General features: G+C 71.2%; 25 protein-coding genes and 1 other RNA gene. 10 read left to right on the forward strand and 16 right to left on the reverse strand.

All coding sequences use genetic code 11. From position 1 onward, the window contains the following. Positions 1–60 precede the first annotated feature (60 nt). From JIAGA_RS0118995 to JIAGA_RS0119020, 6 genes are all read right to left on the reverse strand, one after another. Positions 61–1,308, reverse strand: a complete 1,248-nt coding sequence (locus tag JIAGA_RS0118995; RefSeq protein ID WP_026876277.1) for an IS30 family transposase — start codon at positions 1,306–1,308, stop codon at positions 61–63. Positions 1,309–1,450: 142 nt separating this feature from the next. Further along, the gene (locus JIAGA_RS0119000; RefSeq protein WP_026876888.1) at positions 1,451–3,217 is read right to left on the reverse strand and encodes a CehA/McbA family metallohydrolase domain-containing protein; all 1,767 of its coding nucleotides are present in this window, start codon (positions 3,215–3,217) and stop codon (positions 1,451–1,453) included. 144 nt (positions 3,218–3,361) lie between these two features. Further along, entirely contained in the window at positions 3,362–3,616 is a 255-nt protein-coding gene (locus tag JIAGA_RS0119005) for a hypothetical protein (RefSeq protein ID WP_026876889.1), read from the reverse strand. A gap of 67 nt (positions 3,617–3,683) precedes the next feature. Then, a complete protein-coding gene (locus JIAGA_RS0119010; protein WP_026876890.1) occupies positions 3,684–3,953 on the reverse strand; it encodes a hypothetical protein in 270 nt (89 codons plus the stop codon). After that, entirely contained in the window at positions 3,950–4,501 is a 552-nt protein-coding gene (locus JIAGA_RS0119015; protein ID WP_026876891.1) for a hypothetical protein, read from the reverse strand. Before JIAGA_RS0119015 ends, JIAGA_RS0119010 begins: the two co-directional genes overlap by 4 nt. Before the next feature lie 269 nt (positions 4,502–4,770). Then, on the reverse strand, positions 4,771–5,130 hold the full coding sequence (locus tag JIAGA_RS0119020) for a hypothetical protein (protein WP_026876892.1): 360 nt from the start codon (positions 5,128–5,130) through the stop codon (positions 4,771–4,773). A gap of 102 nt (positions 5,131–5,232) precedes the next feature. Here JIAGA_RS0119020 and JIAGA_RS30875 point away from each other — a divergent pair, with 102 nt between their 5' ends. From JIAGA_RS30875 to JIAGA_RS0119035, 3 genes are read left to right on the forward strand one after another with little or no spacing between them, the layout of a single operon-like run. Further along, on the forward strand, positions 5,233–6,102 hold the full coding sequence (locus JIAGA_RS30875) for a Nif3-like dinuclear metal center hexameric protein (RefSeq protein ID WP_035812714.1): 870 nt from the start codon (positions 5,233–5,235) through the stop codon (positions 6,100–6,102). Positions 6,103–6,109: 7 nt separating this feature from the next. After that, a complete protein-coding gene (locus tag JIAGA_RS0119030; RefSeq protein ID WP_211239734.1) occupies positions 6,110–6,835 on the forward strand; it encodes a zinc ribbon domain-containing protein in 726 nt (241 codons plus the stop codon). Next, entirely contained in the window at positions 6,832–7,992 is a 1,161-nt protein-coding gene (locus tag JIAGA_RS0119035) for a bifunctional RNase H/acid phosphatase (RefSeq protein ID WP_026876894.1), read from the forward strand. Before JIAGA_RS0119030 ends, JIAGA_RS0119035 begins: the two co-directional genes overlap by 4 nt. Positions 7,993–8,178: 186 nt before the next feature. Here JIAGA_RS0119035 and JIAGA_RS0119040 read toward each other — a convergent pair whose 3' ends face one another. Both JIAGA_RS0119040 and yaaA read right to left on the reverse strand, forming a co-directional pair. Further along, the gene (locus JIAGA_RS0119040) at positions 8,179–9,663 is read right to left on the reverse strand and encodes a glutamate-cysteine ligase family protein (protein ID WP_026876895.1); all 1,485 of its coding nucleotides are present in this window, start codon (positions 9,661–9,663) and stop codon (positions 8,179–8,181) included. A gap of 74 nt (positions 9,664–9,737) precedes the next feature. Then, the gene (gene yaaA / locus JIAGA_RS0119045; RefSeq protein ID WP_026876896.1) at positions 9,738–10,547 is read right to left on the reverse strand and encodes a peroxide stress protein YaaA; all 810 of its coding nucleotides are present in this window, start codon (positions 10,545–10,547) and stop codon (positions 9,738–9,740) included. Positions 10,548–10,671: 124 nt separating this feature from the next. Between yaaA and JIAGA_RS30880 the strand changes: the two genes are divergently transcribed. Then, entirely contained in the window at positions 10,672–11,505 is an 834-nt protein-coding gene (locus JIAGA_RS30880) for a methyltransferase domain-containing protein (protein ID WP_051426269.1), read from the forward strand. Positions 11,506–11,523: 18 nt separating this feature from the next. After that, complete coding sequence (locus JIAGA_RS0119055) at positions 11,524–14,526, forward strand: glycine--tRNA ligase (protein ID WP_035814687.1); 3,003 nt, start codon at positions 11,524–11,526, stop codon at positions 14,524–14,526. A gap of 95 nt (positions 14,527–14,621) precedes the next feature. On the opposite strand, the gene JIAGA_RS30885 is transcribed toward JIAGA_RS0119055, so the two are convergent. Then, positions 14,622–15,404, reverse strand: a complete 783-nt coding sequence (locus JIAGA_RS30885) for an MBL fold metallo-hydrolase (RefSeq protein ID WP_051426270.1) — start codon at positions 15,402–15,404, stop codon at positions 14,622–14,624. Between the two features lie 75 nt (positions 15,405–15,479). Between JIAGA_RS30885 and JIAGA_RS0119065 the strand changes: the two genes are divergently transcribed. Beyond that, a complete protein-coding gene (locus JIAGA_RS0119065) occupies positions 15,480–16,532 on the forward strand; it encodes an iron-siderophore ABC transporter substrate-binding protein (RefSeq protein ID WP_035812715.1) in 1,053 nt (350 codons plus the stop codon). A 44-nt stretch (positions 16,533–16,576) separates the two neighbouring features. Here JIAGA_RS0119065 and JIAGA_RS0119070 read toward each other — a convergent pair whose 3' ends face one another. After that, positions 16,577–16,960, reverse strand: coding sequence for an ArsR/SmtB family transcription factor (locus JIAGA_RS0119070; RefSeq protein ID WP_026876899.1), 384 nt, complete (start codon positions 16,958–16,960; stop codon positions 16,577–16,579). 180 nt (positions 16,961–17,140) lie between these two features. Here JIAGA_RS0119070 and JIAGA_RS30890 point away from each other — a divergent pair, with 180 nt between their 5' ends. Continuing rightward, positions 17,141–18,115, forward strand: coding sequence for a cation diffusion facilitator family transporter (locus JIAGA_RS30890; protein WP_157553325.1), 975 nt, complete (start codon positions 17,141–17,143; stop codon positions 18,113–18,115). On the opposite strand, the gene JIAGA_RS0119080 is transcribed toward JIAGA_RS30890, so the two are convergent. Then, entirely contained in the window at positions 18,112–18,732 is a 621-nt protein-coding gene (locus JIAGA_RS0119080) for a class I SAM-dependent methyltransferase (protein WP_026876900.1), read from the reverse strand. The two genes, JIAGA_RS30890 and JIAGA_RS0119080, sit on opposite strands and share 4 nt — an antisense overlap. A gap of 138 nt (positions 18,733–18,870) precedes the next feature. On the opposite strand from JIAGA_RS0119080, the gene JIAGA_RS0119085 reads away from it, so the two are divergent. Further along, positions 18,871–19,719: a hypothetical protein gene (locus JIAGA_RS0119085; RefSeq protein ID WP_026876901.1), complete on the forward strand. Its 849-nt coding sequence runs from the start codon at positions 18,871–18,873 to the stop codon at positions 19,717–19,719. A gap of 69 nt (positions 19,720–19,788) precedes the next feature. Here the strand turns inward: JIAGA_RS0119085 and JIAGA_RS36375 are convergent, their stop codons facing one another. The 4 genes from JIAGA_RS36375 to map form a co-directional block, all read right to left on the reverse strand. Then, positions 19,789–20,265 carry a DUF2510 domain-containing protein gene (locus JIAGA_RS36375; RefSeq protein ID WP_084469800.1) on the reverse strand — a complete coding sequence of 159 codons (477 nt, stop codon included), beginning with the start codon at positions 20,263–20,265 and terminating at the stop codon, positions 19,789–19,791. A 96-nt stretch (positions 20,266–20,361) separates the two neighbouring features. Beyond that, positions 20,362–20,735: RNase P RNA component class A (gene rnpB, locus JIAGA_RS33540), an RNA gene on the reverse strand. A 32-nt stretch (positions 20,736–20,767) separates the two neighbouring features. Beyond that, positions 20,768–21,526, reverse strand: coding sequence for a polyphosphate--glucose phosphotransferase (ppgK, locus tag JIAGA_RS0119095; protein ID WP_026876902.1), 759 nt, complete (start codon positions 21,524–21,526; stop codon positions 20,768–20,770). Positions 21,527–21,570: 44 nt separating this feature from the next. After that, positions 21,571–22,419 (reverse strand): type I methionyl aminopeptidase, encoded by an 849-nt coding sequence (map, locus tag JIAGA_RS0119100; RefSeq protein ID WP_026876903.1) that lies wholly within the window; start codon positions 22,417–22,419, stop codon positions 21,571–21,573. 86 nt (positions 22,420–22,505) lie between these two features. Between map and JIAGA_RS0119105 the strand changes: the two genes are divergently transcribed. Next, positions 22,506–22,694 (forward strand): hypothetical protein, encoded by a 189-nt coding sequence (locus tag JIAGA_RS0119105; protein WP_026876904.1) that lies wholly within the window; start codon positions 22,506–22,508, stop codon positions 22,692–22,694. Between the two features lie 99 nt (positions 22,695–22,793). Continuing rightward, the gene (locus JIAGA_RS35990) at positions 22,794–22,928 is read left to right on the forward strand and encodes a hypothetical protein (protein WP_281172713.1); all 135 of its coding nucleotides are present in this window, start codon (positions 22,794–22,796) and stop codon (positions 22,926–22,928) included. On the opposite strand, the gene panB is transcribed toward JIAGA_RS35990, so the two are convergent. Further along, positions 22,919–23,755 carry a 3-methyl-2-oxobutanoate hydroxymethyltransferase gene (panB, locus tag JIAGA_RS0119115; RefSeq protein ID WP_026876905.1) on the reverse strand — a complete coding sequence of 279 codons (837 nt, stop codon included), beginning with the start codon at positions 23,753–23,755 and terminating at the stop codon, positions 22,919–22,921. The two genes, JIAGA_RS35990 and panB, sit on opposite strands and share 10 nt — an antisense overlap. Positions 23,756–23,897 lie beyond the last annotated feature (142 nt).

Below are 23,897 nucleotides of genomic sequence, written 5' to 3' on the forward strand. Positions count from 1 at the left end.
GTTGATCTTGGAGTTCTGGCGGAATCCATCGGAGGCGGCGTCCAGCGGTGGAAGCAACGGTCATGCTGCTGCCGGGTTGGCGAGCAGTTCGGCCAGCGCTTGGGCTGGGGTCTTTAGGTCGAGGGTAGGGCGGGGCCGCTGGTTGAGGGTGGCGGCGATGCGGTCGAGGTCGGCGGCGGTGTGGGTGGACAGGTCGCTGCCCTTGGTGAGCCAGAATCGCAGCAGCCGGTTGGTGTTCTCGTTGCTGCCGCGCTGCCAGGGCGAACGCGGGTCGCAGAAGTAGACCGGCATGTCCAGGTCGAGTTGGATGCGCTGATAGTCGGCCAGCTCGGTGCCGCGGTCCCAGGTCAGGGACCTGCGCAGATGGTCGGGCAACCCGCGCATCTGGTTGATCATCACCGCGGCTACGCTGGCCGCGTCGTGGCGCTGCGGCAGGTGCAGCAGCATGGTGAAGCGGGTGGTCCGCTCGACCAGCGTGCCGACCGCCGACGCGTTGCCGGCGCCCACGATCAGGTCGCCCTCCCAGTGTCCCGGGACGGCCCGGTCGGCGACCTCGGCCGGGCGTTGGCGGATCGTGAACGCCTCCCGGTACGGGCTGCTTTCCCGCTTGCCGGCGGTGCGTGGTCGACGCGCGGCGCGTTGCAGGCTCAGCTGCCGGTGCAGGTCCCGGCGCAGCTGCCCGCGGGTCTGCACATACAACGCCTGGTAGATCGTCTCGTGGCTCACACGAGCCATCCTCGCCCCAGCATCGGCGCCGGGACGCTCGCGCCGCAGGACCGTCGCGATCAGTCCCGGCGACCAGCCATCGTCCATCCACCCCTCGATCGCCCGGCACAACATCGGGTTCTCGACGAGCTTGAACGGTTTCGGCCGGCGGCGACGCTCGTGCGCGGCCCGATGCGCGACCGACGCGTAGTAGGAGCCGTCGCCGCCCCGGTTACGCCGCACCTCACGACAGATCACCGACTTGTCCCGCCCGATCGCCGCGCCGATCTGGGCATACGACAGTCCCTGACGCAGCAGCGCCGCGATCACCGCCCGGTCCTGACTGCTCAACGCCCGACGCTGCCGGGCCAGCGGCCGCTGCTGCCCGCCGGTGACACCGGGAACCGCTGCCGCCCCGCTGCCGGGCAGTCCCCCGCGGCGGCCTGGCTGGATCGATAGGTCCACAAGCCCCGATGCTCGCCACCACAGCACACCAGTCCACGACGACACGCCGACCACCCGCGCCGCCGCCTGCGCCGACAACCCGCCACACAACAGCTCAAAGAACTCCTCACGCACCTCACACGAGAACACCTTCGGCATCGGACAACACCTTCCACCAGGCGTTGCTACGACCGATGGAATCCGCCGGAAATTCCGGGCGGAGTAAGCCCCATAACTCCAAGATCAACGCAAGCGGGGCGGTCAAGGGGTGAGCGCCGCTTCGCCGATGCTCCGGGAGAGGTCAGCGGGTCGGCACCACCCAGATGGGGTTGGTGTAGAACCACAGGTCGACCCACGGGTCGGCGTCGCCGACGACATCCATGGCGGGGCCTTCCGGGTCGATGGACGCGCCGAGGAATCCCGGCTGGGAGCGGTTGCCGTCGGTGCCGCGCAGCCGGACGTAGAACGGGTCATAGGCGTTCGGCAGCCGGTGCACGATCTCGAAGGTGCCGGTGCGCCCCGAGGTGTCCCACTGCTTCACGACCGTGGTCTCCGGCGCGACGAAGCTGTCGCGGTCGGCATCGGCCGCGGAGGGGTCGACCATGCCCTGGATGAGGTCGACCCGGTTGAGCTCGGGGACGAACTGGGCCCAGTTCGGCTGGTCCTGCGCGGTGATCCGGATGACCAGCTCGAGGCGGGCGCCGTAACGCACCTGCAGTGTGGAGCCGAGTGGGACACCCGGACCGCGGCTGCCGTGCACCCGGACGCTGACGTCGACGTTCTTCACCAGCCGGCCGTGGTCGACCCACACCCGCCCGTCGCGCAGGCCCTTCATGACCGCGAGGTAGGAGCGGGCGTCGGAGCCGACGTGGGTGCGGGAGTAGAAGCCGGGCCAGAAGTCGCCGGCGGTCAGGTTGACCGCGCCGCCGTGCACCGGCGCACCGTAGCGGCCATCGCGGTTGAACTGGTCGGACGAGGAACCGTCGGGGCGACGGCTGGTGTCGCCCCAGTTGACGTGGGAGTCGGAGTTGGCGCTGATGGACCACGGCTTGCCCTCGGCCAGCAGGCTGTCCCACAGGCCGCCGACCGTGGCGGTCATCCAGTCGAAGCCGCCCCAGGTGCGGTAGCTCTCCAGCGGGTAGCCGGGGAACGAGTTGGCGTTGGGCCCACCCCCGTAGTAGCCGCGCGCCGACCCCGGGCCGAATCCGGCGGGCAGCCCGGCGGCCTGGTGCCCCGGCGCGCCCTCGAACCCGACCGCGACGCGAGGGTCGGCGTCGCGCCAGGCGCGGATCTCGTGCGGGCTGTCGATGCCCTGGCGGGCCGGGTGGTTGGCGAGGAACAGCGCGTCGTCGACACGACGCTGGTCGATCTGCGCGCCGAGCCACGTGATGCCGGCCAGCGCGTGCGCCTCGTTGGCGGGGGTGTTGGCGCCCCAGCCGTTCACGCCGCCGTCGTAGTCGGTTTCGAACTGCTTGAGAACCGACACCTCGTTCGGGCCCGGCGCGACGAACACCGTGCCGTGCTCGGCGGCCGGGATGTTCCACTCCAGGCCCTGGAAGACCAGGGTGTCGGGGAGTAGCTCGCGGGCCGCGCGGATGTCCGGGTTCACCAGCTCGACGCCGATGCGGGCATGCGTGGCGCCGCCGTGGTCGGTGATGACCATCCAGTCCAGGCCGTACGCGGCGCCGTGCTGGACCTGGTCGATGACCCGGTACATGGCGTCGGAGCTGAACTGTGTGTGGATGTGGTGGTCGCCGGCCAGCCAGTGCCGCACGGGGCCGCCGCCTGCGGCCGGGGTGGTGGCCGGGCGTCCACGTCCTTCGGCCATCGCCGGCGTGACCCCGACCATGCCCAGCGCGGTGGCGCCACCGACGATGCCGGCGGACCGGAACAGTGACCGGCGGGACAGCTGAGACGGCGACAGTTCGCCGTCGGCGATGGAGGTGTCCAGCGCGACCGCGGTGTCCGGGTCGAGGTCGTCCGTGCCGTGGGCATGGCCGTGGCTGTGCGTGTGACCGTGGCCGTGGTGATGGTCGTGCGGCTCGTCGAGGCCGTGGCTGTGGCACATGGGACTGCCTTTCGGACGGGGACGGACGCTTGCTCCCGCAACATCGCTCCACAAGGTGACCGCAGGGAGACATTCCGGTACGCAGCGCGCGAACGGTGATCGACCGGTACGACGTCCAGGTGCGTCAGGCCGCGTGCGGCGGAGTCAGCCACGGCCGCCGCGGGCGGCCTCGACGGCACGTACCCAGGCCGCCAGCGCGGGCCAGTCGAGGTCGGCGACGATCTCGTGCCCGACGATCGCGACCCCGGTCCACAGCGCGCAGCGGCGGCCCTCGACGGACGGCGGGACGAGCGTGCCCAGCGCACGGCCGAGAGGCTGGCTGTCCATGACCTCGAGAACGAGCGGGATGCGCGCCTCCGGGCCGGGGTGCTCGTCGATGGGGGAGATGCGGTGCGCCACGCTGGACCTCCATGGTGTGCGGGAAGGCCGCCGAGCCCGCGGGCCCGGCGGCAGATGCCGGCCCTGGTCATCGGTTGGCCCGGGACGCAGCGTCGATGAGTGCCCGGCCGACGCTCTTCGCCTCGGCCGGGTCGAGCGGGACGATGGCCACGGCGCCGCGCCGGGTGCTGGCGGTGAGCTCGACGTGTGCCGTGTCGTCGTTGGCCTGGACCGTGTTGACGCCCACCATCCACGAGCCGCGCCACGCGACCAGTGACGTGAGATAGAGCCGGTGGACCGTGTGGTCGCCGATCTCGTTGCACCACGTGACCTTGCATTCGCCGCGCCCGGTGTTCACGGCCGCTCGCTTTCGGCCCGGTAGAACGCCGCGAGCTCGTCCAGCGACGTACGCAATTCGGTCAGGGGCGCAGCCGCCGTGGCCACCGCGGCCAGGTGGTCGGCGGCGGCATCGATTGCCGCGACCGCCCGGGCGACGGCCTCACCGCCGAGCTCGGCGGTGAGCAGCCGCCCGGCTCGCCAGCCGAGCGTGCCGTGGTGGCCGGGCGCCATGCCGCGGTGGGCACGGGCGAGCCGGTCCAGCCGCTCGATGATCTGCTGGTCGGTGTGGCCGGGTAGGAACCGCTCCCGTACCTCGGTCAGCACGGCCGGCGTCCAGGCGGCCCGCTGGGCGACGTCGGCGATCTCGGTGAGCTGGCCGGCGAGGTCACGCGCCTCGGCCGGGGACAGCGACAGCTCGACACGCTGACCGCTGTCAGTGGGCGCCACGGCGACATCGATGGTCGGCCCGTCGGTGTCGTGCCGCGCGACCATCTGGCCGACGTCGTCGCTCAGGAAAGCAGTGCACACGATGATGTCGGACTGCGTGGAGTTGGGTACGGTGACCACGGATCTCCTCCAGGAATGAGCTGGATGGGGTCAAGGGGCCGCCCCGACGGGCATGCGCCGGGGCGGCCTCGCCTGGAGCCGCGCCGGATCGGCGGGCATGAATGTCGCGTCGTCGCCAGCCGTCCCACGATGAGCGGCTGGAACGAGGCGACCGGCGGGCTTGCCCGTGCCTCGTGGTCGTGTCACCGGATCGGGCCGAGGGGCCGGACCGGTGGTGGTGAGGCGATTCTGACATCGGTGTAGTTCGGGAGTCAAACAGGCGTTCGAATTCATTGCTTCGAGCTGGTCATCTGTTCGGACAGCTCTTCCAGCGTGGCGATGAGCTCGCGGACCTGAGCGGCGGTGAGCTGCGACAGGTTGCCCCGGCGCGGCCGGCCGAGCGCGATGCGCAACGTCGCGGAGCCCGCGCCCTCGAGCCAGGCCGCGCCGCCGCCGGGCAGCCGCCGGACGTCGCCGAGACAGGTACCGGTCGGGTCGTGCTCGACGCACCACGGAAAGCCCTCGGAATCGTCGTGAGCGCAGATGGTGCCGACCTCCGTTCGCCGTTGTGGGATGCGCCGAGACCCCGGCCGGAAGCCGGTGCCGTCGGCGGTGCACAGGCGTCCTCGCGTGGCCGCGGGGCCCTGCACGGGGACAGGTTCACGCGGGTGCTGGCAGGCGTCAACGACGGTCTTTATGAAGCGACGCCGGCGCCCGGACCCGCCGTCGGTGCGGCTCGGTAGGGTCGGTGCGTGGCTCGCCTCACCGATGTCGTCGCCGCCCTCGAGCGGCTGTATCCGCCTGCCCTTGCCGAGCCGTGGGACGCCGTCGGCCTGGTCTGCGGTGACCCCGACGCCGAGGTCGGGCGAGTGCTGTTCGCGGTCGACCCGGTCGCCGCCGTGGCCGACGAGACGCTTTCCTGGGGCGCCGGTCTCGTCGTCACCCACCACCCGCTGTTCCTGCGGCCGGTGCACGGAGTACCCGCCACCACGCCGAAAGGGCGGCTCGTGCATCGGCTGATCACCGGTGGCGCCGCGCTCTTCGTCGCGCACACCAACGCCGATCGCGCCGCTCCAGGCGTCAACGACGCTCTTGCCGCCGCCATCGGGCTGGAGGGGACTCGCCCGCTGGTGCCGGCCGACCCCGCCGAGCCCGCCCTCGGGCTGGGCCGCATCGGCGTGCTGTCCACACCACAACCGCTGGCCGCGTTCGTCGAACGGGTCGCCCGCGGCCTGCCGTCCACGGCGGCCGGCGTCCGGGCCATGGGTGACCCCGACACCGTCGTCGAGACGGTGGCCGTCTGCGGCGGCGCCGGCGACTCCCTGCTGGACACCGTGCGGGCCGCCGGCGTCGATGCGTACGTCACCGCGGACCTGCGCCATCACCCGTCGTCGGAGGCGGGGGAGTCCGGTGGGCCAGCCCTCGTGGACGTCGCGCACTGGGCCAGCGAATGGCCGTGGCTGGCCGATGCCGCCGCACGCCTGGCGGCGGAGTTGTCGTCGCGGGGCAGTACGGTGGAGACTCGCGTCTCGACCACACCCACCGACCCGTGGACGATGCTCGCATCGTCCACGAGCGCACCGGTCGGCTGGGCCGACGAAGGAGGCTCCGCTGAACGCTGACCCCGCCGTGCAGTTGCGGCTACTCGACCTCCAGACTCTCGACCAGACGCTGGATCAGCTGGCCCACCGTCGCGCGTCGCTGCCGGAGGCGGCTGAGCTGCAGACCTTGGCCGCCGAGCACAGCCGGCTCCGCGACGCCGAGGTGGTCGCCGGCACCGCCGTCGCCGACCTCGAGCGGGAGCAGAAGCGCGCCGACACCGAGGTGGAACAGGTCCGCGCCCGCAAGGATCGGGACCAGCAGCGGCTCGACGCCGGCCAGGTCTCCTCGGCCAAGGAGCTGGAGAGCCTGCAGAGTGAGATCGCCTCGCTCAACCGCCGGCAGGGCGTCCTCGAGGACGCCGAGCTCGAGATCATGGAGCGTCTGGAGGAAGCACAGCGGGAGGCCGCGGCGCTGGCCGCCGAGCGCGAAGGGGTCGGCAAGCGGGCCCAGGAAGTCCAGCGTGCGCGCGACGCCGCCTGGTCGAAGATCGACGAGGATGCCGCCGCGGCGCGGGCCGAGCGGACGGCGCTGGCCGCCCAGATGCCGGCCGACCTGCTGGCCCTCTACGAGAAGATCCGCGCCGAGCGGGGCGGTATCGGTGCGGCCGCGCTGCGGCAGGGCCGGTGTGAGGGCTGCCGGCTGCAGTTGGACGCCGCCGAGCGCACTCGCATCCGCGGCCTGGCGCCCGACGTCGTCGTCCGGCACGACGAGTGCCGCCGCATCCTGGTGCGTACGCCCGAGTCCGGCTTGTGAGCGGACGCCGGCTGATCGTCGAAGCGGACGGCGGTTCGCGGGGGAACCCCGGCCCGGCGGCCTACGGCGCGCTCGTGCGTACCGCCGATGCAGGGGAGGTCCTGGCCGAGGTCGCCGAGGCCATCGGCGTCGCGACGAACAACGTCGCCGAGTACCGCGGCGTCCTGGCCGGCCTGCACGCCGCGCACCAGATCGACCCCGACGCCGTCGTCGAGGCTCGCTTGGACTCCAAGCTGGTCGTCGAGCAGATGTCCGGCCGGTGGAAGATCAAGAACGCGGAGCTGCAGCCGCTCGCGCTCGAGGCACGGCGGGTGTTCCCGCCCGGACGGGTCACGTACACCTGGGTGCCGCGGGCCCAGAACACACACGCCGACCGCCTGGTCAATCAGGCCCTCGACGGACAGCCGATCGGTACGGCCTCGGTGGTCGCGCAGCCGGCTGCGGCGCCGGACCAGGCCGACCGGTCCGAGGCGCCGGGCGCCGTCGGAGCGGAGCCGGCCGAGCCGAGCAGCCCGCAGAACCGGCTCGCGGCCTGGAGCCCGGAGCTCGGCACCCCGACCACGCTGCTGGTCGTGCGGCATGGGCAGACCCCGTTGACGGCTGCCCGGCGGTTCAGCGGCGGTGGCGTCGAGGGGCCGGGTCTCGACGAGGTCGGGCGCGAGCAGGCGGCCCGCGCCGCCGAGTTGCTCGCGTCGTCGGGCGCCGTCGCGGTCGTGGCGTCGCCCATGGTCCGCACCCGGCAGACCGCCGAGGCCATCGCCGCCCGGCTGGGCGTGAGCATCCGCGTCGACGACGGCTGGCGGGAATGCCACTTCGGCGAGTGGGAAGGCCTGACGCTGGCGGAGATCACCGAGCGCTACCCCGAGCAGGTCGCCAGCTGGTACGCGTCGACGGCGACGGCGCCGCCGGGCGGGGAGTCGCTGGACGACCTCGCCCGCCGGGTCGGCGTGGCTCGCGACAAGGTGCTGGCGCGCCACCCGGCCCAGACGGTCGTCGTCGTGACCCACTCCATGCCGATGCGCACGCTCACCCGGATCGCCCTGGGCGCGCCGCCGGAAACGCTGTTCCGGCTGCTGCCGGCGCCGGGGTCGGTCACCGAGATCCAGCTCTTCGCCGACGGCGCCGCCGCCGTGCCCCGCTTCGGCCATCGTCCGTAGCCCCGTCGCACCGGCCCGTCCCTGCGCCCGGCGCCGGTAGCCCCATTCGGAAATGATCACGTCCACCATGGGTGCACCCGCATACCCAGGAATGCTTGCCCGGTGACGCGGGAGAACCCATGGTAGACGTGATCATTTCCGGCTCTCCGACCCGATCCGTGGGCGGTGGCAGCCGGCGGCCGGCGTTCACCTCGTGACGCTGGGCCACGCGTGCGCGGGCTGGTTGGCGTGCATGTGCTCGCTGTAGCGGCTCAGCATGGTGCGCAGCGCGTCGTCGCGGCTGGCTGAGGTGGTGTCGAAGAGCTCGTGGAACGCCCGGGCCTGCCAGGTGGCACCGTTGGTACCGGTGGCGCAGCGCTGCTCGATGATGCCGAGCAGCCGGTCGCGCTGCTCGGGTTCGACGTCCCAGCGGCGCAGGCCCTCGTGCGCGAGCGGCAGCAGCCGGCGCAGCACCAGCTCCGCGACCGGTACGTGGCCGAGCCCCGGCCAGTACACGTGTGCGCCGATGCCGTCGCGGGCGCATGCGTGGAAGTTCTCCTCGGCGGCGCTGAACGACATCTGCGTCCACAGTGGCCGGTCCTCGTCGGCCAGCCCGCGCATCAGCCCGTAGAAGAACGCCGCATTGGCGAGGGTGTCGACGACGGTCGGCCCGGCGGGCAGCACGCGGTTCTCCACCCGCAGGTGCGCCCGGCCGCGCACCACCGCGTACACCGGCCGGTTCCATCGGTAGATGGTGCCGTTGTGCAGGGTCAGCTCGGCGAGCTTGGGGGTGTCGCCGTGGTCGAGCACATCGATGGGGTCCTCGTCGGAGCAGATCGGCAGCAGCGACGGGAAGTACCGGACGTTCTCCTCGAACAGGTCGAAAATGGACGTGATCCAGCGCTCGCCGAACCAGACCCGCGGTCGCACGCCCTGGGCCTTGAGCTCTTCGCTGCGGGTGTCGGTGGCCTGCTCGAACAGCGCGACGCGGGTCTCCGCCCACAGTTCCTTGCCGAACAGGAACGGTGAGTTCGCGCCGACGGCGATCTGCACGCCGGCGATGGCCTGGGCGGCGTTCCACATGGCGGGGAACTGCTCGGGACTGACCTGCAGGTGGAGTTGCGTGCTCGTGCAGGCGGCCTCGGGGACGATGGTGTCCGACGTGGCCCGCAGCCGCTCGCGGCCGTTGATGGCCAGGTGCAGGTCTTCCCCGCGGGCGGCCAGGATCTGCTCGTTCAGCAACGCGTAGCGCGGATTGCCCGACATCGCGTGACCGGACATGTGCTGCTGGCGCAGGGTGGGCAGGATGCCGATCATGACCAGGCGGAGGTCCACGGTGCGCGCCTTTTCCTCCGCGGCGTTCAGGCTGGCGCGTACGTCGTTCTCGAACGCCTCCGCGCCGTGCCCGCTCAGCTGCCGCGGAGCCAGGTTGATCTCGAGGTTCCACTGACCCAGCTCGGTCTGGAACGCCGGGTCGGCGATGGCGGCCAGCGCGTCGGCGTTGCGCATGGCCGGGTCGCACTGCTCGTCAACCAGGTTGAGTTCGATCTCCAGGCCGGTCATCGGGCGCTCGAACTCGAAGTGCGACTCCCGCAACATCCGCTCGAACGCGTCCAGGCAGCGGCGCACCTTCACGCGGTACTTGGTGCGGTCCGCGCGGCTGAACTCGCGCCGGTCGACGTCCTCGCCCATGTGACCTCCCGCGGTGTCGCCAGGTCATTATCCCGCCTGGCGCGTTCCGCACGGTGATGTCGGTCACAGCAAATCTACGACGTTGCGACCTCGGCGACGACGACGTCCACGGTGGCCGGGCGGCCGGGGCGCGGTGGCGGGGTCAGTTCGGCGGTCCAGCCCAGGCGGGTGAGCGTGCGCGCGAACGCTTCGGGCGTGCGTGGCCCGCGGGCGCCGGAGGCCCGGCCGTCGTCGAGCAGTTGCCGGACGAGACGGCCCTTGGTGGCCTTGTTGTGGTGGCTGACGACGGTGCGCCGGCCGTCGTGCTCGTGCAGCACCCGGACGACGACGGTGCGATCGGCGATATCGCCGGTGGGTCGCCAGAAGGCCGTGTAGGTGCTGGAGCGCAGGTCGACGACGAGGTCGTCACCGGCCGTGGCGGGCAGGCTCTTCGCCAGCGGGCGGCGCCAGTAGGCGGCCAGGGGTCCGGTGCCCGGCAGGCTCACCCCACCGCCCAGCCGGTAGGCCGCAATCACGTCCGACGGCCGCAGCAGCCCCCACAAACCGCTCGTGATCAGCAGCGACGCGTCGGCGCGCCGAGCCGTCGCGCCGCGCAGCGAGCGGAGGCCGAGCGCCTCGTACAGCACGCCGGTGTAGACCTCGCGTGCCGGTGCGGCCGGCGCCTGCGCCAGCTCGGCGTTGCGGGCGACCTCGTCGGCCTGCTGGGGGCCCAGCCCGAGCGCGGAGGCCGCCGTCGCCGGATCGGTGCGGCACAGCCGGACCAGCGCGGCCAGCAGGTCCACGCGTTCGCCGGTGAGTTCCGGGAACGACAACGCGTCGAGGTCGACGGGGGAACCGCTCGCCGGTGCCGCCTTGCCCTCGGACGGCGGGAGCAGGATCAACACGTCGCCAGCGTACCCACCGTCCGTCCCATGATCATCAAGGGTTGACCCGGTCAGGGTCGGATCAACCCTTGATGATCAAGGGGGCAGGTCCCGATGCCTGGGCGAGCGTTTCTACCGTGGGCACATGGCGACATACACGCACGGCCACCACGAGAGCGTCCTGCGCTCGCACCGCTGGCGCACGGTCGAGAACTCCGCGGCCTACCTGCGTGATGCCTTCGTGGCCGGGGCCGAGGTGCTGGATGTCGGGTGCGGCCCGGGCACCATCACTGCCGAGATCGCGACGCTCGTGGCGCCCGGCCGGGTGGTCGGCATGGACACGTCCCCCGACGTGCTGGTGACAGCCCGCGCGCAGGTCGTGCCGGAGGCCGCAGGGAACCTGGACTTCGTCGTCGGTGACGCGACGGCGCTGGACTTCGCCCATGGCTCTTTCGACGTCGTACACGCCCATCAGGTGCTCCAGCACGTGTCCGACCCGGTCGCGGTACTGCGCGAGATGGGCCGGGTGTGCCGGCCGGGTGGGGTGGTCGGCGCGCGTGATTCCGACTACGCCGGCATGACCTGGTACCCGCAGCTGCCGGGTCTGTCCGAGTGGCTGGAGCTGTACTGCACGCTGGCGCGGCAGAACGGCGGTGAGCCCGACGCGGGCAGGCGCCTGCTGGGCTGGGCGAACGCGGCCGGGCTGACCGACGTCACCGCCACCGCGAGCGTCTGGTGCTTCGCTGATCCCGAGTCCCGGGCGTGGTGGGGCGGTCTGTGGACCGACCGCGTCGTCGACTCGGCGTTCGCCACCCAGGCGGTGAGCCGCGGCCTGGCCACCACGGCCGACCTGGAGCGGCTGGCCGCGGCATGGCAGACCTGGGCCGGCCATCCCGATGGGTGGTTCGTCGTTCCACACGGTGAGATCGTGGCGCGCGTCGCCAGGTACGAGTTCGATCCCACGGCCTCGCACCACTAGGGTTTCCCCGTGCTCACGATGCAGGATGCGCTGCTGGCGCTGACGAAGTACTGGACCGACCGGGGCTGCTTGATGGTGCAGCCGTTCAACACCGAGGTCGGCGCCGGAACCATGAACCCGGCGACCATCCTGCGAGTGCTGGGTCCCGAGCCCTGGCACGTCGCCTACGTCGAGCCCAGCGTCCGCCCCGACGATGCCCGGTACGGGGAGAACCCCAACCGGCTGCAGACGCACACCCAGTTCCAGGTCATCCTCAAGCCCGACCCGGGTGACCCGCAGGAGATCTACCTGGCCAGCCTGGAGGCGCTGGGTATCGACATCCATGCCCACGACATCCGGTTCGTCGAGGACAACTGGGCGTCGCCGGCGCTGGGCGCGTGGGGGCTGGGCTGGGAGGTCTGGCTCGACGGCCTCGAAATCACCCAGTTCACGTACTTCCAGCAGGCCGGCGGGCAGACACTCGACCCGGTCTCGGTCGAGATCACCTACGGTATCGAGCGCATCATCATGGCGCTGCAAGGTGTGAGCCACTTCAAGGACATCGCCTACGCGCCGGGCATCTCCTACGGCGAGGCGTTCGGCCAGGCCGAGTACGAGATGTCGCGCTACTACCTCGACGACGCCGACATCGAGGCCAACCGGCAGTTGTTCGAGACGTACGCCGCTGAGGCGGAGCGCTTGATCGCCGAGCGGCTGCCGGTGCCGGCGCACACCTACGTGCTCAAGTGCTCGCACACGTTCAACGTGCTCGACTCCCGGGGCGCCATCAGCACCACCGAGCGGGCCAAGGCCTTCGCCCGGATGCGCGGGCTGGCTCGCGAGGTGTCCGCGCTGTGGACGGAGCGCCGCGAGGAGCTGGGCTACCCGCTGGGCACGGTGGTCCGGCCGGGGCTAGACGGCGAGGACGCGGAACCGCTCCTGCCCGACGCGCCCACGGCTGAGTTGTCCGGGCCGGCGCCGCTGCTGTTCGAGATCGGCACCGAGGAGATGCCGCCGCACGAGGTCACGAACACCGTCGAGGCGGTGCGGGCGGCGGTCGAGCAGAAGCTGGGCGCGACCCGGCTCGGGCACGGCGCGGTCAGCGTCGTCGGCACGCCGCGCCGCGTGGTCGTGCGGGTCGACGCGGTCGAGCCGCGGGAGCCCGACGCCACCCGGACGGTGCGTGGCCCGCGTGTGAGCGCCGCCTATGACGCCGACGGCCAGCCGACGAAGGCGCTGCGCGGGTTCGCTCGCGGCCAGAACGTCGACATCTCGGAGCTGTCCACAGCTGACTTCGGCGGCAACGAGCACGTCGTGGTGAGCGTCGTCGACGCCGGCCGCGGCGCGGTGGCGGTGCTGTCTGCGCTGTTGGGCGAGGTCGTGTCGGACCTGCGCTCGGAGAAGAACATGCGCTGGAACGACCCGGCGCTCTCGTTCACCCGCCCCATCCGCTGGCTCACCGCCCTGCTGGGCGAGATCGTGGTGCCGGTACGGGTGTCCTCGCTGGTCAGCGGGCGCAGCACCCGGGTTCACCGCACCGCTGACGAGCCGGTGGTCACCGTGCCCACGGCGGCGGACTATCTGGACTTCCTCGCCGGCCACGGCATCGTCGCCGACGGCGCCACCCGCCGGGCCGCCGTGGTCGCGGCCGCCGGTGAGCTGGCCGCGAGCGTCGGCGGAACCGTCGACACCGACGCCGAAGCCGGCCTGATCGACGAGATCACCAACCTGGTCGAAGAGCCCAACGCGCTGCTCGGCTCGTTCGACACCGGCTACCTCGAGCTGCCCGAGCAGATCCTCACCACGGTCATGCGCAAGCACCAGCGCTACCTGCCGGTGCGCTCGGCCGACGGCACCCTGCTGCCGTACTTCGTCGCCGTCGCCAACGGATCCTGCGACGCCGACGTGGTCCGGGCCGGCAACGAAGGGGTACTGCGAGCCCGGTACGAGGACGCCGCGTTCTTCTGGCGCGCCGACCTGGCCGTGCCGCTGGAGGAGTTCAAGGCCGGCCTGGCCAAGCTGACGTTCGAGGAGAAGCTCGGCTCCGTGGCCGAGCGCGCCGCCCGCATCGAGACCATCGCGGCCGACCTGGCCAAGAGCGTCGAGCTGTCCCCGTCCGAGCGGGCCGCCCTGGACCGGGCGGCGGCGCTGGCGAAGTTCGACCTTTCGTCGCAGATGGTGGTCGAGCTGTCCAGCCTGGCCGGCGTCATGGCCCGCGAATACGCCGTCCGCGCGGGGGAGTCGGCCGAGGTCGGGCAGGCGCTGTTCGAGATGGAACTGCCCCGGTCCACGGTCGACGCGCTCCCGTCGTCCACCCCGGGCGCGGTGCTGGCGCTGGCCGACCGGTTCGACCTGCTCATGGCGATGTTCGCACTCGGCGCCAAGCCGACCGGCAGCTCCGACCCGTTCGGGCTGCGGCGGGCAGCGCTGGGCGTGGTGCGCATCCTGCGCGAGACGCCGGCGCTGTCGTCGGTGACGGTCGACGGCGGCCTCGCCGTGGCGGCCGACCGCTTGCGCGCCCAGGGCATCGAGGTCGGCGACGACGCGGTGGCGGCCGCGCACGAGTTCGTCGTGGCCCGCTTCTCGCAGCAGCTGCGCGACGAGGACGTTCCGGCCGACTTCGTCTCCGCGGTGCTGCCGGGCGCCGACGCGCCGGGCCGAGCGGTGGCGACGCTGGCCGCGCTGCGGTCGCGGGCTGGGGATTCATCCTTCCGCGATCTGGTCGCGGCGCTGCAGCGCATCGCCCGCATCGTGCCGGCCGGCACGCCCGCGTCCTACGACCCGGCGGTTCTGACCGAGCCGGCCGAGCAGCGCCTGGTCACCGCGGTGTCGGCGGTGGGCGACTGGTCCGGCCGCCCGGTCGACGAGTTCGCCGACGCCGCCGGCCAGCTGGTCGACCCCGTGAACGCCTTCTTCGACGACATCCTGGTGATGGCCGAGGACCCAGCTATCCGGGCGTCGCGGCTGGGTCTGCTGGCGACCATCAGCGCGCACAGCCCGCGCTCGGTCGACTGGGCCGCGCTGGACACCGCTCTGGGCTGATCAGTCGGGCGCGCGGCCGCCCTGACTGGTTGATCTTGGAGTTTACGCAGCAATGCTGGACGATATGTCCGATTGATTCCGCGAATACTCCAAGATCAACCGGTTCGGGTGATGGAGATCTTGGCTCGCTGGGCCCGGTGGTCGCGGACCAGCCAGGCTTGCGTGAGCCGCGGATCGTCGTCGCCGCGGCCGGCGCTGATCTCGTCGAGATAGTGACGGTCGGCCGTGAGCCGCCGCCGCAGCTCCGCGCCGTCGCCGACATGTCCGTGACCGGGGATGACCTGCTGGACGTCGGCAACCGCGCCGAACAGGTCCAGCGCGTGGTGGTAGTCGCCGAGCGGGTCGGCGGCGTCCAGGTCCAGTAGCGGGATCTCGATGTCGGAGCACATGTCACCGGTGATCAGCACGTGTGCGTCGACGACGTGCAGTGCGGCATGCCCGGGCGCGTGGGCTCGGTGCTCGACGACGTCGACCCGCGGGCCGCTCCACGGGACGCACTCGGCGCCGTCGGGCAGCGGAGTGAGCCGGCCGTAGAGGTCGTGGTCGGTGCCGGGCGCGAACTCGTCTGCGAGCGCGAGGCCCCGTTCGCGGTCGGCCGCGGTGGCGACCACGGCCGCGGCGGTGGCGAAGCGGGGCGCGTCGCCGAGGGCGCGCGCCCACAGCACATGGTCCCAGTGTGGGTGGGTGGCGAATCCGGCGGCGACCCGTAGGCCGTGCCGGGCCAGGTCAGCCGCCAGTGTGTCGAGCTCGGCGGGCGAGATCCCGGGGTCCACCAGCAGGCAGGTGCCGTCGTCTGCGGCGACGACGGTGGTGGTGCTGGTGCAGAAGTCGTGGGTGGCGACGAAGACGCCTCTGGTCACCTCGACGAGTCCGGCCATGGGAGGAACGTACCCGCGTACAGCGGCGGTGGGGGCGACGCTCCGTCCCCACTAAGGTGAGCCTATCCTTTCTCCATGTCCACACGCGGAACGCGCCACGTCCTCGTCGCCCTGACGGTGTCCCTCCTGCTGGCCGCCGGTTGCGGGTCCGACGACCCCGACGCAGCCGCCGACAGCACCACCGCTAACGGCGAGCCGGCGCCGTCGTCGGCGGAGGGCGAGTTCCCTGCCTCCGTGGAACATCGGTACGGCACGACGGAGCTCACCGAAGCGCCCGAGCGCGTCGTCACGCTCGGGTTCAGCGACCAGGACGTCGTCCTCGCGTTCGGGGTCGCGCCTGTCGCCGTCACCGACTGGTACGGCGAGCAGCCGTCCGCCACCTGGCCGTGGGCGCAGGACGAGTTGGGCGACGCCGAGGTGACCGTGCTCAACGAGGGCGCCTTCACCGGCGTCCAGGACTTCGACTACGAGACCATCGCCGGCCTCGAACCCGACCTGATCATCGGCCTCTACACGGGCATGACCCAGGAGGAGTACGACACCCTGTCGGTCATCGCGCCGACGGTGGCGTCGTCGCCGGACCATCCCGAGTACGGCATGCCGTGGCAGGAGAGCACCCGGATGGTGGGTCAGATCCTCGGCCAGGCTGACCGTGCCGAGGAGCTCATCAGTGAGGTCGACGCCAAGTTCGCCGAAGCGGCCGCCGCACACCCGGAGTTCCAGGGCGTCGAGATGGTGGTCGCCGAGCAGTTCGAGCCGGGCTCGTCGTTCGCCCGCAGCGCCACGGATCCGCGCACCGTCTTCATGACGTCGCTCGGCTTCGTGCTGCCTGACGACATCGCCGCGCTGGCCGGTGACAAGGACGGCGCGCCCATCAGCGACGAGCTGATGACCCACCTCGACCGCGACCTGCTGGTCTGGAACATCGGCCACGACCCGTCCTTGCGCGAACAGATCGAGGCCAAGCCGCTGTATGACCAGCTACAGGTGGTCCAGGATGGCCGGGTGCTGTACGTGGAGGACCCGCTGGTGTCGGGGGCCCTGACGTGGTCGACGGTGCTCAGTCTGCCGTACGCGCTGGAGCACCTGGTGCCGCAGCTCGCCGAGGTGGTCGGCTCCGGCTCATGATCATCGGCAACCGACCCCGCTATAACGGGGCGGATCGCCGATGATCACCGGGGGAGCGGGGCGCTGCCGATCTCGTGGACGTGGTGCGGGTCGTCCTCGCGGGGGTGCTCGCCCCGGGCGTGGTCGGCGTGGAACAGCGCCTGCTCCAGCAGCTGACGCACGTGGGTGTCGGCGGCGTGGTAATAGACGAAGGTGCCGTCACGGCGGCTGCGGACCAGGCCGGCCAGCCGCAGTTTGGCCAGGTGTTGGCTGACGGCGGTGGGGCTGGCGTCCACCAGTTCGGCCAGGCAGTTCACCGACGACTCGCCCTGCAGCAGCGCCCACATGAGCTTCAGCCGGGTGGGGTCGGCGAGCATGCGCATGGCACCCGCGGCGCGCTCGACCTGGTCGGCGGCGGGCATCTCGAAGCCGGCGATGCTCTCGTGCACGGGTCGATCGTACCGCTGCGCACTTGCGTATCTGCGTAGGTACGCAGGTATGATGCCGTCGTGGAGACGACGGATGACAACACGACGGCCGCGCGTTGCGGTCGCGGCCACAGCGGTCACGGCCACGACGGGAGTCACGGGCATGGGCATGAGCACGGCGACGGCGGTGGTGGCGGCCTGATGGCCAGGCTCCGCCACGCCCTGACGCCGCACTCGCACGATGCCAGCGAGACGATCCAGAGCGCCGAGCAGAGCACCCACGCCGGCATCCGGGCCGCCTGGATCGGGCTGGCCGGCATGATGGCCACCGCCGCGCTGCAGCTCGTCATCGTCGCCGTGAGCGGATCGGTCGGGCTGCTGGCCGACACGGTACACAACCTCGGGCACGCCATCACCACTATCCCGCTGCTGATCGCGTTCCGGCTGGGGCGCCGACCGCCGACCCGGCGCTACCCGTACGGCTTCCGTCGCGCCGAGGACCTCTCCGGCGTGCTGATCGCGCTGGTCATCGCGCTCTCCGCGGTGTTGATCGTCGTCGAGTCGGTGCGTGCGCTGGTCGACCCCCGCGAGCTGACGAACCTCGGCTGGGTGTTGGCCGCCGCGCTGATCGGTGCGGCCGGCAACGAGGCGGTCGCGGTCTACCGGATCCGGGTCGGCCGGCGCATCGGGTCCGCGGCACTCGTGGCCGAGGGGCAGCACGCACGTGCCGACGGGCTCACCTCACTGGCCGTGGTAGCCGGCGTGGCCGGAGCGTGGCTCGGCTTCCCGCAGGCCGACGCCGTCGTCGGCCTCGTGGTGGCCGGGGCAATCCTGTGGATCCTGCTGGCCTCGTGTCGCACCATCCTCCGCAGGCTCATGGACGGTGTCGACGACGGCACGGTCGAAGCCATCGAGGCGGTGGCGGCCCGGGTCGACGGCGTCGAAGGCGTCGGGCGGGTGCGGGCGCGCTGGGTGGGGCACCGGCTCGAGGCGGACGTCGACGTCAACGTCGACGGTGCGGCCACCGTCGAGGAGGGCCACCGTGTCGCCGAGGTCGTCACGCACGCGCTCCTGCATCGGGTCCGTCACCTGGACCAGGTGGTGGTGCACGTGAACCCGTCCTACGGCGGCGAGGTCCCCGACCACGTGCACGAACTGACCGCGCACCACGCCTAGGACGGTTTACGGGACCAGAACAGCGCGTGCCCGCCGTTGCCTTCCGGAACGAAGTCCTCCCGCTCGACGGCCAGGCCGGCGTCGTCGATCCAGGTCCGGTACGTGGCCGCGTCGGCGTGGCTCCACCACATGGTGGCCCCGCCGCCGAGCCAGTCGTCGTCCGTCCCAGTCCAGGTCCCGTGGCCGGTGGTGGCGAGGAACCAACCGCCCGGACGCAGCCAGCTCGCGATGCGCGCCAGCAGCGCCGGCTGTTCGTCGAGCGGTACGTGGATGATCGCGTACAGGCAGACCACTGCGTCGAAGGATGCCGCCGGGAACTCGACCGCGGTGATGTCGGCCTGCCGGAACGTGCCGGCCGGGACGAGCCGGCGGGCCCGCTCGATCTGCACCGCGCTGAAGTCGACGCCCGTGACGGAGAGCCCGGCGGCGGCCATGTCGCGCGCCATCGGTACTCCGTTGCCGCAGCCCAGATCGAGGACACTGCCGCGAACGCCGACTCGGCTGGTCAGCTCGTCGGCCCACGACCCATACGGCCCACTGTCGGCGTCGTCGGAGCGGTAGACGTGCGAGATGGCGTCGTAGCCTCGCCGCACCGTCTCCTTCGGGTCGGTGGTCATGGTGCGGGATCGTACGTGGCCGATTCCGTGAGAATCCACAGAATTCCGGCGGAAAGATCTATCCGGGCGGCCCGTTTCGCGCTAGCCTCCCGGCCTTGGCGTTGATCAACGCCTGTCAACGATTCAAGGGGGGCGACCTTGAAGAAGGTCACCATTGCTGTGTTCGCCGCGCTCGCGCTGGCCGTGTCCGGCGCGACCGCGGCTCATGCCGACTCGAGCGATGCCGCACTGAGCACCGAGGCAACGAATGAGACTCAGCCGGAATCGACTGAGACCCCGGTGGGGGAGACGAAGGACGCGGCTGACTGCGCCGCCTATGCCGGTGCCGACGACTGGTGCGATCCTGCCTTCGGCGACTACGACTGTCCTCAGATCGACAATGTCCACAAGCCGATCGTGCTCCACGATCCGTCAAACGATCCGTTCAGGCTCGACGCCAACGGAGACGGGCTCGGCTGCGAGAACGACGTGCCGTCCGGCGGTGACGACGGTGACGGCGACGCCGGTGGATCGCCGGAGGAACCGAGCGAGCCGCCGGTCGAGGAAGAACCGGTCGAGGAAGAACCGGCTGAAGAGGCGCCGGACGAGCCGGTGAGCGACTGCGCCCACTACGCGCACTCCGCGGCGTGGTGCGTGGACGGCGTTGAGGATTACGACTGCGACGAGATCGACGACGCGCACAAGCCGATCGAGCTGTTCGACGCGGAGAAGGACCCGTTCCACCTGGATCGTGACGTCGACGCGGTCGGCTGCGAGATCGACGAGGACGACGGCGGCTCCGGGGGCGACGACGGCGGCTCGGGCGATGACGGCGGCTCGGGCGACGACGGTTCTGCCGACGGGGGCGCGACCGGCGGTACGGAGGGTTCGGCCGGCGGGGGCGAGCAGCTGCCCAACACGGGTGCCGGCCTTGGTTCGCTCTGGCTCGCGGCACTGGCGCTGCTGGCCGGTGGCACCCTGCTGACGTACCGGCGGGCACGGGCCTGACCGCCCGCGCCGCGGCGTGCATCGGAGGGCCACCGCCACCGGTGCACGCCGCACCGGCGTCGAGATCGGCTACGAGACGTCGACGATCAGGACAATCAGGCCGGCGCCGATGGCGACCGTGTTCCGGAGCCGGTGTCGCTTCTTCGGCTTCTCGGTCATCGCCATCGGTGTGGCGGCCCGCGGCCGGGTGGCGCCGGTCCAGCTGCCGCCGTCCCACCACCGCTCCACGCTCGACGTCTGCGGTCCCAATACCAGCCCTCCAAACCGCCTGTCAACGGATAGGCTTGATCGTCGCTGGGTTAGGCGCTGCAACGCCCGTGATCCCAGCTGAGCCCCGGCGCGTGCTGTAGTGGTTCCGCGTCGGGGCTTCCTCACGTCGAGGCTGGCGACGGGTGCGCGGACGTGGGTGAGGAGGGTGGGTGTTGACGTGCTGTCGGTATGGTCGTCGTGGTGGCGTGCGGTTCGGGTTCGCCGGCGGAGACCGCGTGCCGAGGCCCGCTTCTGCGGCGATGCGCGTAGCGTCAGCGCGCGAAGTGACCCTCGCACTGTGAAGCCCCGCGTCGGCCACTGAGAAGCAGCCCCCGCGGTCGGGGATCGTCCATGATGACGGTCGCCATGCCCGGGCTCGTTGAGCGCAGGTGAGGGACGAGCCGGCCTGTAGGCCGGATTCTGTGGCTCCCGGCGGACCGGGACCGGCGACCATCCATCTACGACCGCCGTTGCCGGCGGCCTCCTGCGGTCTACCCGGGAACTCGGGCGGGCAGCCCTCGAATGTTCCCTGTCTGACCTTGCTCCGGGTGGGGTTTACCGAGCCGCCCCAGTCACCTGGGGCGCTGGTGGTCTCTTACACCACCGTTTCACCCTTACCTCCCGCGAAAGCGGGAGGCGGTTTGCTTTCTGTGGCACTGTCCCGCGGGTCACCCCGGGTGGGCGTTACCCACCACCCTGCCCTGTGGAGTCCGGACCTTCCTCGGCGAAGCCTCGAGAGGCTCCGACGCGGCCGCCCGGCCAGCTCGTCCTCACCGTAAGCCTACTGCATCGGTGCTGCTCACCGGGAACGTTCGGCGGCGGTAAGCGCGGCGCCGATGATGCCGCCGTCGTTGCGCAGGCCGGCCGGCACGATGGGGGTGGCGAGGTCGAGCAGGTGGAGGTATTTGTCGGCCTTCTTGCTGACGCCGCCGCCCACGACGAACAGGTCGGGGGAGAAGATGAACTCCAGGTGGGCGTAGAACTCCTGCAGCCGCTCGGCCCACTCCTCCCATGACAGGTCGTGGTCTTCGCGCACCGATGCCGCGGCGTACTTCTCCGCCTCGTGGTGGTGATGGGGCAGGTGGAGGTGGCCGAACTCGGTGTTCGGCAGCAGGACGCCGTTGTGCAGGACGGCGCTACCGATACCGGTGCCGAGGGTGGTGACGATGACGAGGCCGTCGACGTCGGCGGCCGCGCCGAAGCGGTCTTCGGCCACCCCGGCGGAGTCGGCGTCGTTGAGGATGGTGGCCTGTTGGCCGGTCCGTTCGGTGAGCTCTTTTTCGAGGTCGACGCCGATCCATGACTTGTCGACGTTGGCGGCGGACCGGATGACACCGTGGTGGACGATGCCCGGGAAGGTGCATCCGAATGGCCCGGTCCAGCCGAACTGCTCGAGGACCTCGAGCGCCACCGCGATGACGTTGCCGGGCGTGGACTCGTCGGGGGTGTCGATACGGATCCGCTCCGCGGCGAACTCGCCCCTGGTGAGGTCGACCGGAGCTCCCTTGATTCCACTGCCACCGATGTCGATGCCGAAGCCCTGCGTCGTCGTGGTCACCTATCAAGCTTCGCGCATGTGGCCGGGAGTGGCCAGCCGATGTCTCAGGGCAGGGTGAGGATCTCGGCGCCGGAGTCCGTGACCAGCAGTGTGTGCTCGAACTGTGCCGAGCGGCGGCCGTCGCGGGTGACGACGGTCCACCCGTCGTCCCACATGGTCCATTCGTGGGTGCCGAGGTTGAGCATCGGCTCGATGGTGAACACCATGCCGGGCTCGATCAGCGTGGTGGAGCCGGGGTCGTCGTAGTGGGGGACGACCAGGCCGGAGTGGAACGCCTCGCCGACGCCGTGGCCGGTGAACTCACGGACGACGCCGTAACCGAACCGTTTCGCGTACGACTCGATGACCCGGCCGATGACGTTGATGGCACGGCCCGGCTTCACCGCCTTGATGGCCCGGTTCAGCGCTTCCTGGGTGCGTTCGACCAGCAGGCGGGTCTCCTCGTCGACGTCGCCCGCGAGGAACGTGGCGTTGTTGTCACCGTGAACTCCGCCGATGTAGGCGGTGATGTCGATGTTGACGATGTCGCCGTCGGCGACGACGGTGGAGTCGGGGATCCCGTGGCAGATGACCTCGTTGACGCTGGTGCACAGCGACTTCGGGAAGCCGCGGTAGCCGAGGGTCGACGGGTACGCGCCGTGGTCGCAGAGGAACTCGTGGCCGACGGCGTCGAGTTCGTCGGTGGTGATTCCGGGCTGGACGTGCTTGCCGACCTCGGCCAGTGCCCGCGCGGCGAGCCGGGCGGCGACGCGGATGCGTTCGATGGTCTCGGCGTCCTTGATCTCCGAGCCGGAGAACGGCGTGGGCCGGGCCTTCCCGACGTATTCCGGGCGGACGATGGACGGCGGGACCGGCCGCTCCGGGGAGACGGTGCCGGGGACGACGGACGACATGGTGTGAAAGTCTAGGCTGAGGCAGGCTTCTCAGGCGAAGCCTGGGTGTTCAGCTGAGGCAGGCTTCTCAGGCGAAGGGAGCGACCATGGCGGACGGACCCTGGTACTGGTGCCTGGTGCACGAGCGGGTCGAGCCTGAGGCCGGTTGCCCGAATGACCGGCGCCTCGGCCCGTACGCGACGCGCGCGGAGGCAGAGGACGCCATCGCCCGGGCTCGCGCCCGTACGGAGGAGCAGGAGGCCATCGACCGCGCCTGGAACGACGACGACCGCTGAGGCGGTCGAGTTCCCCGCCCCTCTGGCGCATACGCTGCCCGCATCACCAGGCACTTCGCGCCCCACTAGGCAAGCATGCGTGGTGCAGCGGTAGGAACCATGGTGGACGTGATCATCACGCCGGTGGCGTCGGCCGCCTCCTACGACGGCGACGACGCCCGCCGGCTGTGGGAGATCACCGAGCGGCTGCGCGGCCCTTTCGGCCAGCCGCGGATGACCCAATCTCAGTGGTAGGTGTGCTCCTCGGCGGGGAAGGCCCCGCTGACGACGTCCTCGGCGAACGCCCGGGTGGCGGTAGCCAACGCACCCCGTAGGTCGCCGTACTGCTTCACCAGCCGCGGCATCCGGCCGGCGCGCATGCCGGCCATGTCCTGCCACACCAGCACCTGTGCGTCGCAGTCGGGACCGGCGCCGATGCCGATGGTCGGGACGGACAGCCGCTTCGTGACCTCGGCGGCCACTTCAGCCGTCACCATCTCCAGCACGACGGCGAACGCGCCGGCGTCCTCCAGGGCGAGAGCCGCCTCGATGAGCCGGTCGGCGTCGTCACCGCGGCCCTGGATCCGGTAGCCGCCGAGGGCGTTGACGCTCTGCGGGGTGAACCCGGTGTGCGCCATGACCGGGATGCCGGCCTCGACGATGCGGCGGACCGAATCGACGACCGTGAGCCCGCCCTCCAGCTTGACCGCCTGGACCCCGGTCTCCTTCATGACCCGGATGGAGGTGGTGAGCGCCTGCTCCGAGCTCACCTGGTAGGAGCCGAACGGCAGGTCGCAGACGGTCAGCGCCCGGCTGGTGGACCGCACGACCGCCCGCGCCAGCGGGATGAGGTCGTCCACCGTCACCGGGACGGTGTCGGGGTAGCCGTAGACGTTGTTGCCGGCCGAGTCACCGACCAGGAGGACCGGGATGCCGGCCTCGTCGAACACCTCGGCGGTGTACATGTCGTACGAGGTCAGCATCGGCCAGCGTTCGCCGCGCTCCTTGGCGGTGCGCAGGTCGCGGATGGTGACCCGGCGGGACAGTTTCCCGCCGTAGAGCGGCACGGTCTCGTGCGTCATGGCAAGGCTCCTTGAATGTGTCTCGAGGCCCGTTGGTCGGGTCCCCTAACAGGAGCGATTCTCCCACGATCGGGCGCCTCGCCCATCCCGCTCCGCGTTGATCTTGGAGTAATCGGGGAAACGTGGGGCGGAATGTCCGATT

The sequence above is a fragment of the Jiangella gansuensis DSM 44835 genome, assembly GCF_000515395.1.
Classification (GTDB): Bacteria; Actinomycetota; Actinomycetes; order Jiangellales; family Jiangellaceae; genus Jiangella; species Jiangella gansuensis.

Excerpts from the sequence above, each read along its gene's own strand:
- JIAGA_RS0118995 (WP_026876277.1), bottom strand. The coding sequence starts at position 1,308 with ATGCCGAAGGTGTTCTCGTGTGAGGTGCGTGAGGAGTTCTTTGAGCTG.
- JIAGA_RS0119000 (WP_026876888.1), bottom strand. The coding sequence starts at position 3,217 with ATGTGCCACAGCCACGGCCTCGACGAGCCGCACGACCATCACCACGGC.
- JIAGA_RS0119040 (WP_026876895.1), bottom strand. The coding sequence starts at position 9,663 with ATGGGCGAGGACGTCGACCGGCGCGAGTTCAGCCGCGCGGACCGCACC.
- JIAGA_RS30880 (WP_051426269.1), top strand. The coding sequence starts at position 10,672 with ATGGCGACATACACGCACGGCCACCACGAGAGCGTCCTGCGCTCGCAC.
- JIAGA_RS0119055 (WP_035814687.1), top strand. The coding sequence starts at position 11,524 with ATGCAGGATGCGCTGCTGGCGCTGACGAAGTACTGGACCGACCGGGGC.
- JIAGA_RS30885 (WP_051426270.1), bottom strand. The coding sequence starts at position 15,404 with ATGGCCGGACTCGTCGAGGTGACCAGAGGCGTCTTCGTCGCCACCCAC.
- JIAGA_RS0119065 (WP_035812715.1), top strand. The coding sequence starts at position 15,480 with ATGTCCACACGCGGAACGCGCCACGTCCTCGTCGCCCTGACGGTGTCC.
- JIAGA_RS30890 (WP_157553325.1), top strand. The coding sequence starts at position 17,141 with ATGGCCAGGCTCCGCCACGCCCTGACGCCGCACTCGCACGATGCCAGC.
- JIAGA_RS0119080 (WP_026876900.1), bottom strand. The coding sequence starts at position 18,732 with ATGACCACCGACCCGAAGGAGACGGTGCGGCGAGGCTACGACGCCATC.
- map (WP_026876903.1), bottom strand. The coding sequence starts at position 22,419 with ATGTCGTCCGTCGTCCCCGGCACCGTCTCCCCGGAGCGGCCGGTCCCG.
- JIAGA_RS0119105 (WP_026876904.1), top strand. The coding sequence starts at position 22,506 with ATGGCGGACGGACCCTGGTACTGGTGCCTGGTGCACGAGCGGGTCGAG.
- JIAGA_RS35990 (WP_281172713.1), top strand. The coding sequence starts at position 22,794 with ATGGTGGACGTGATCATCACGCCGGTGGCGTCGGCCGCCTCCTACGAC.
- panB (WP_026876905.1), bottom strand. The coding sequence starts at position 23,755 with ATGACGCACGAGACCGTGCCGCTCTACGGCGGGAAACTGTCCCGCCGG.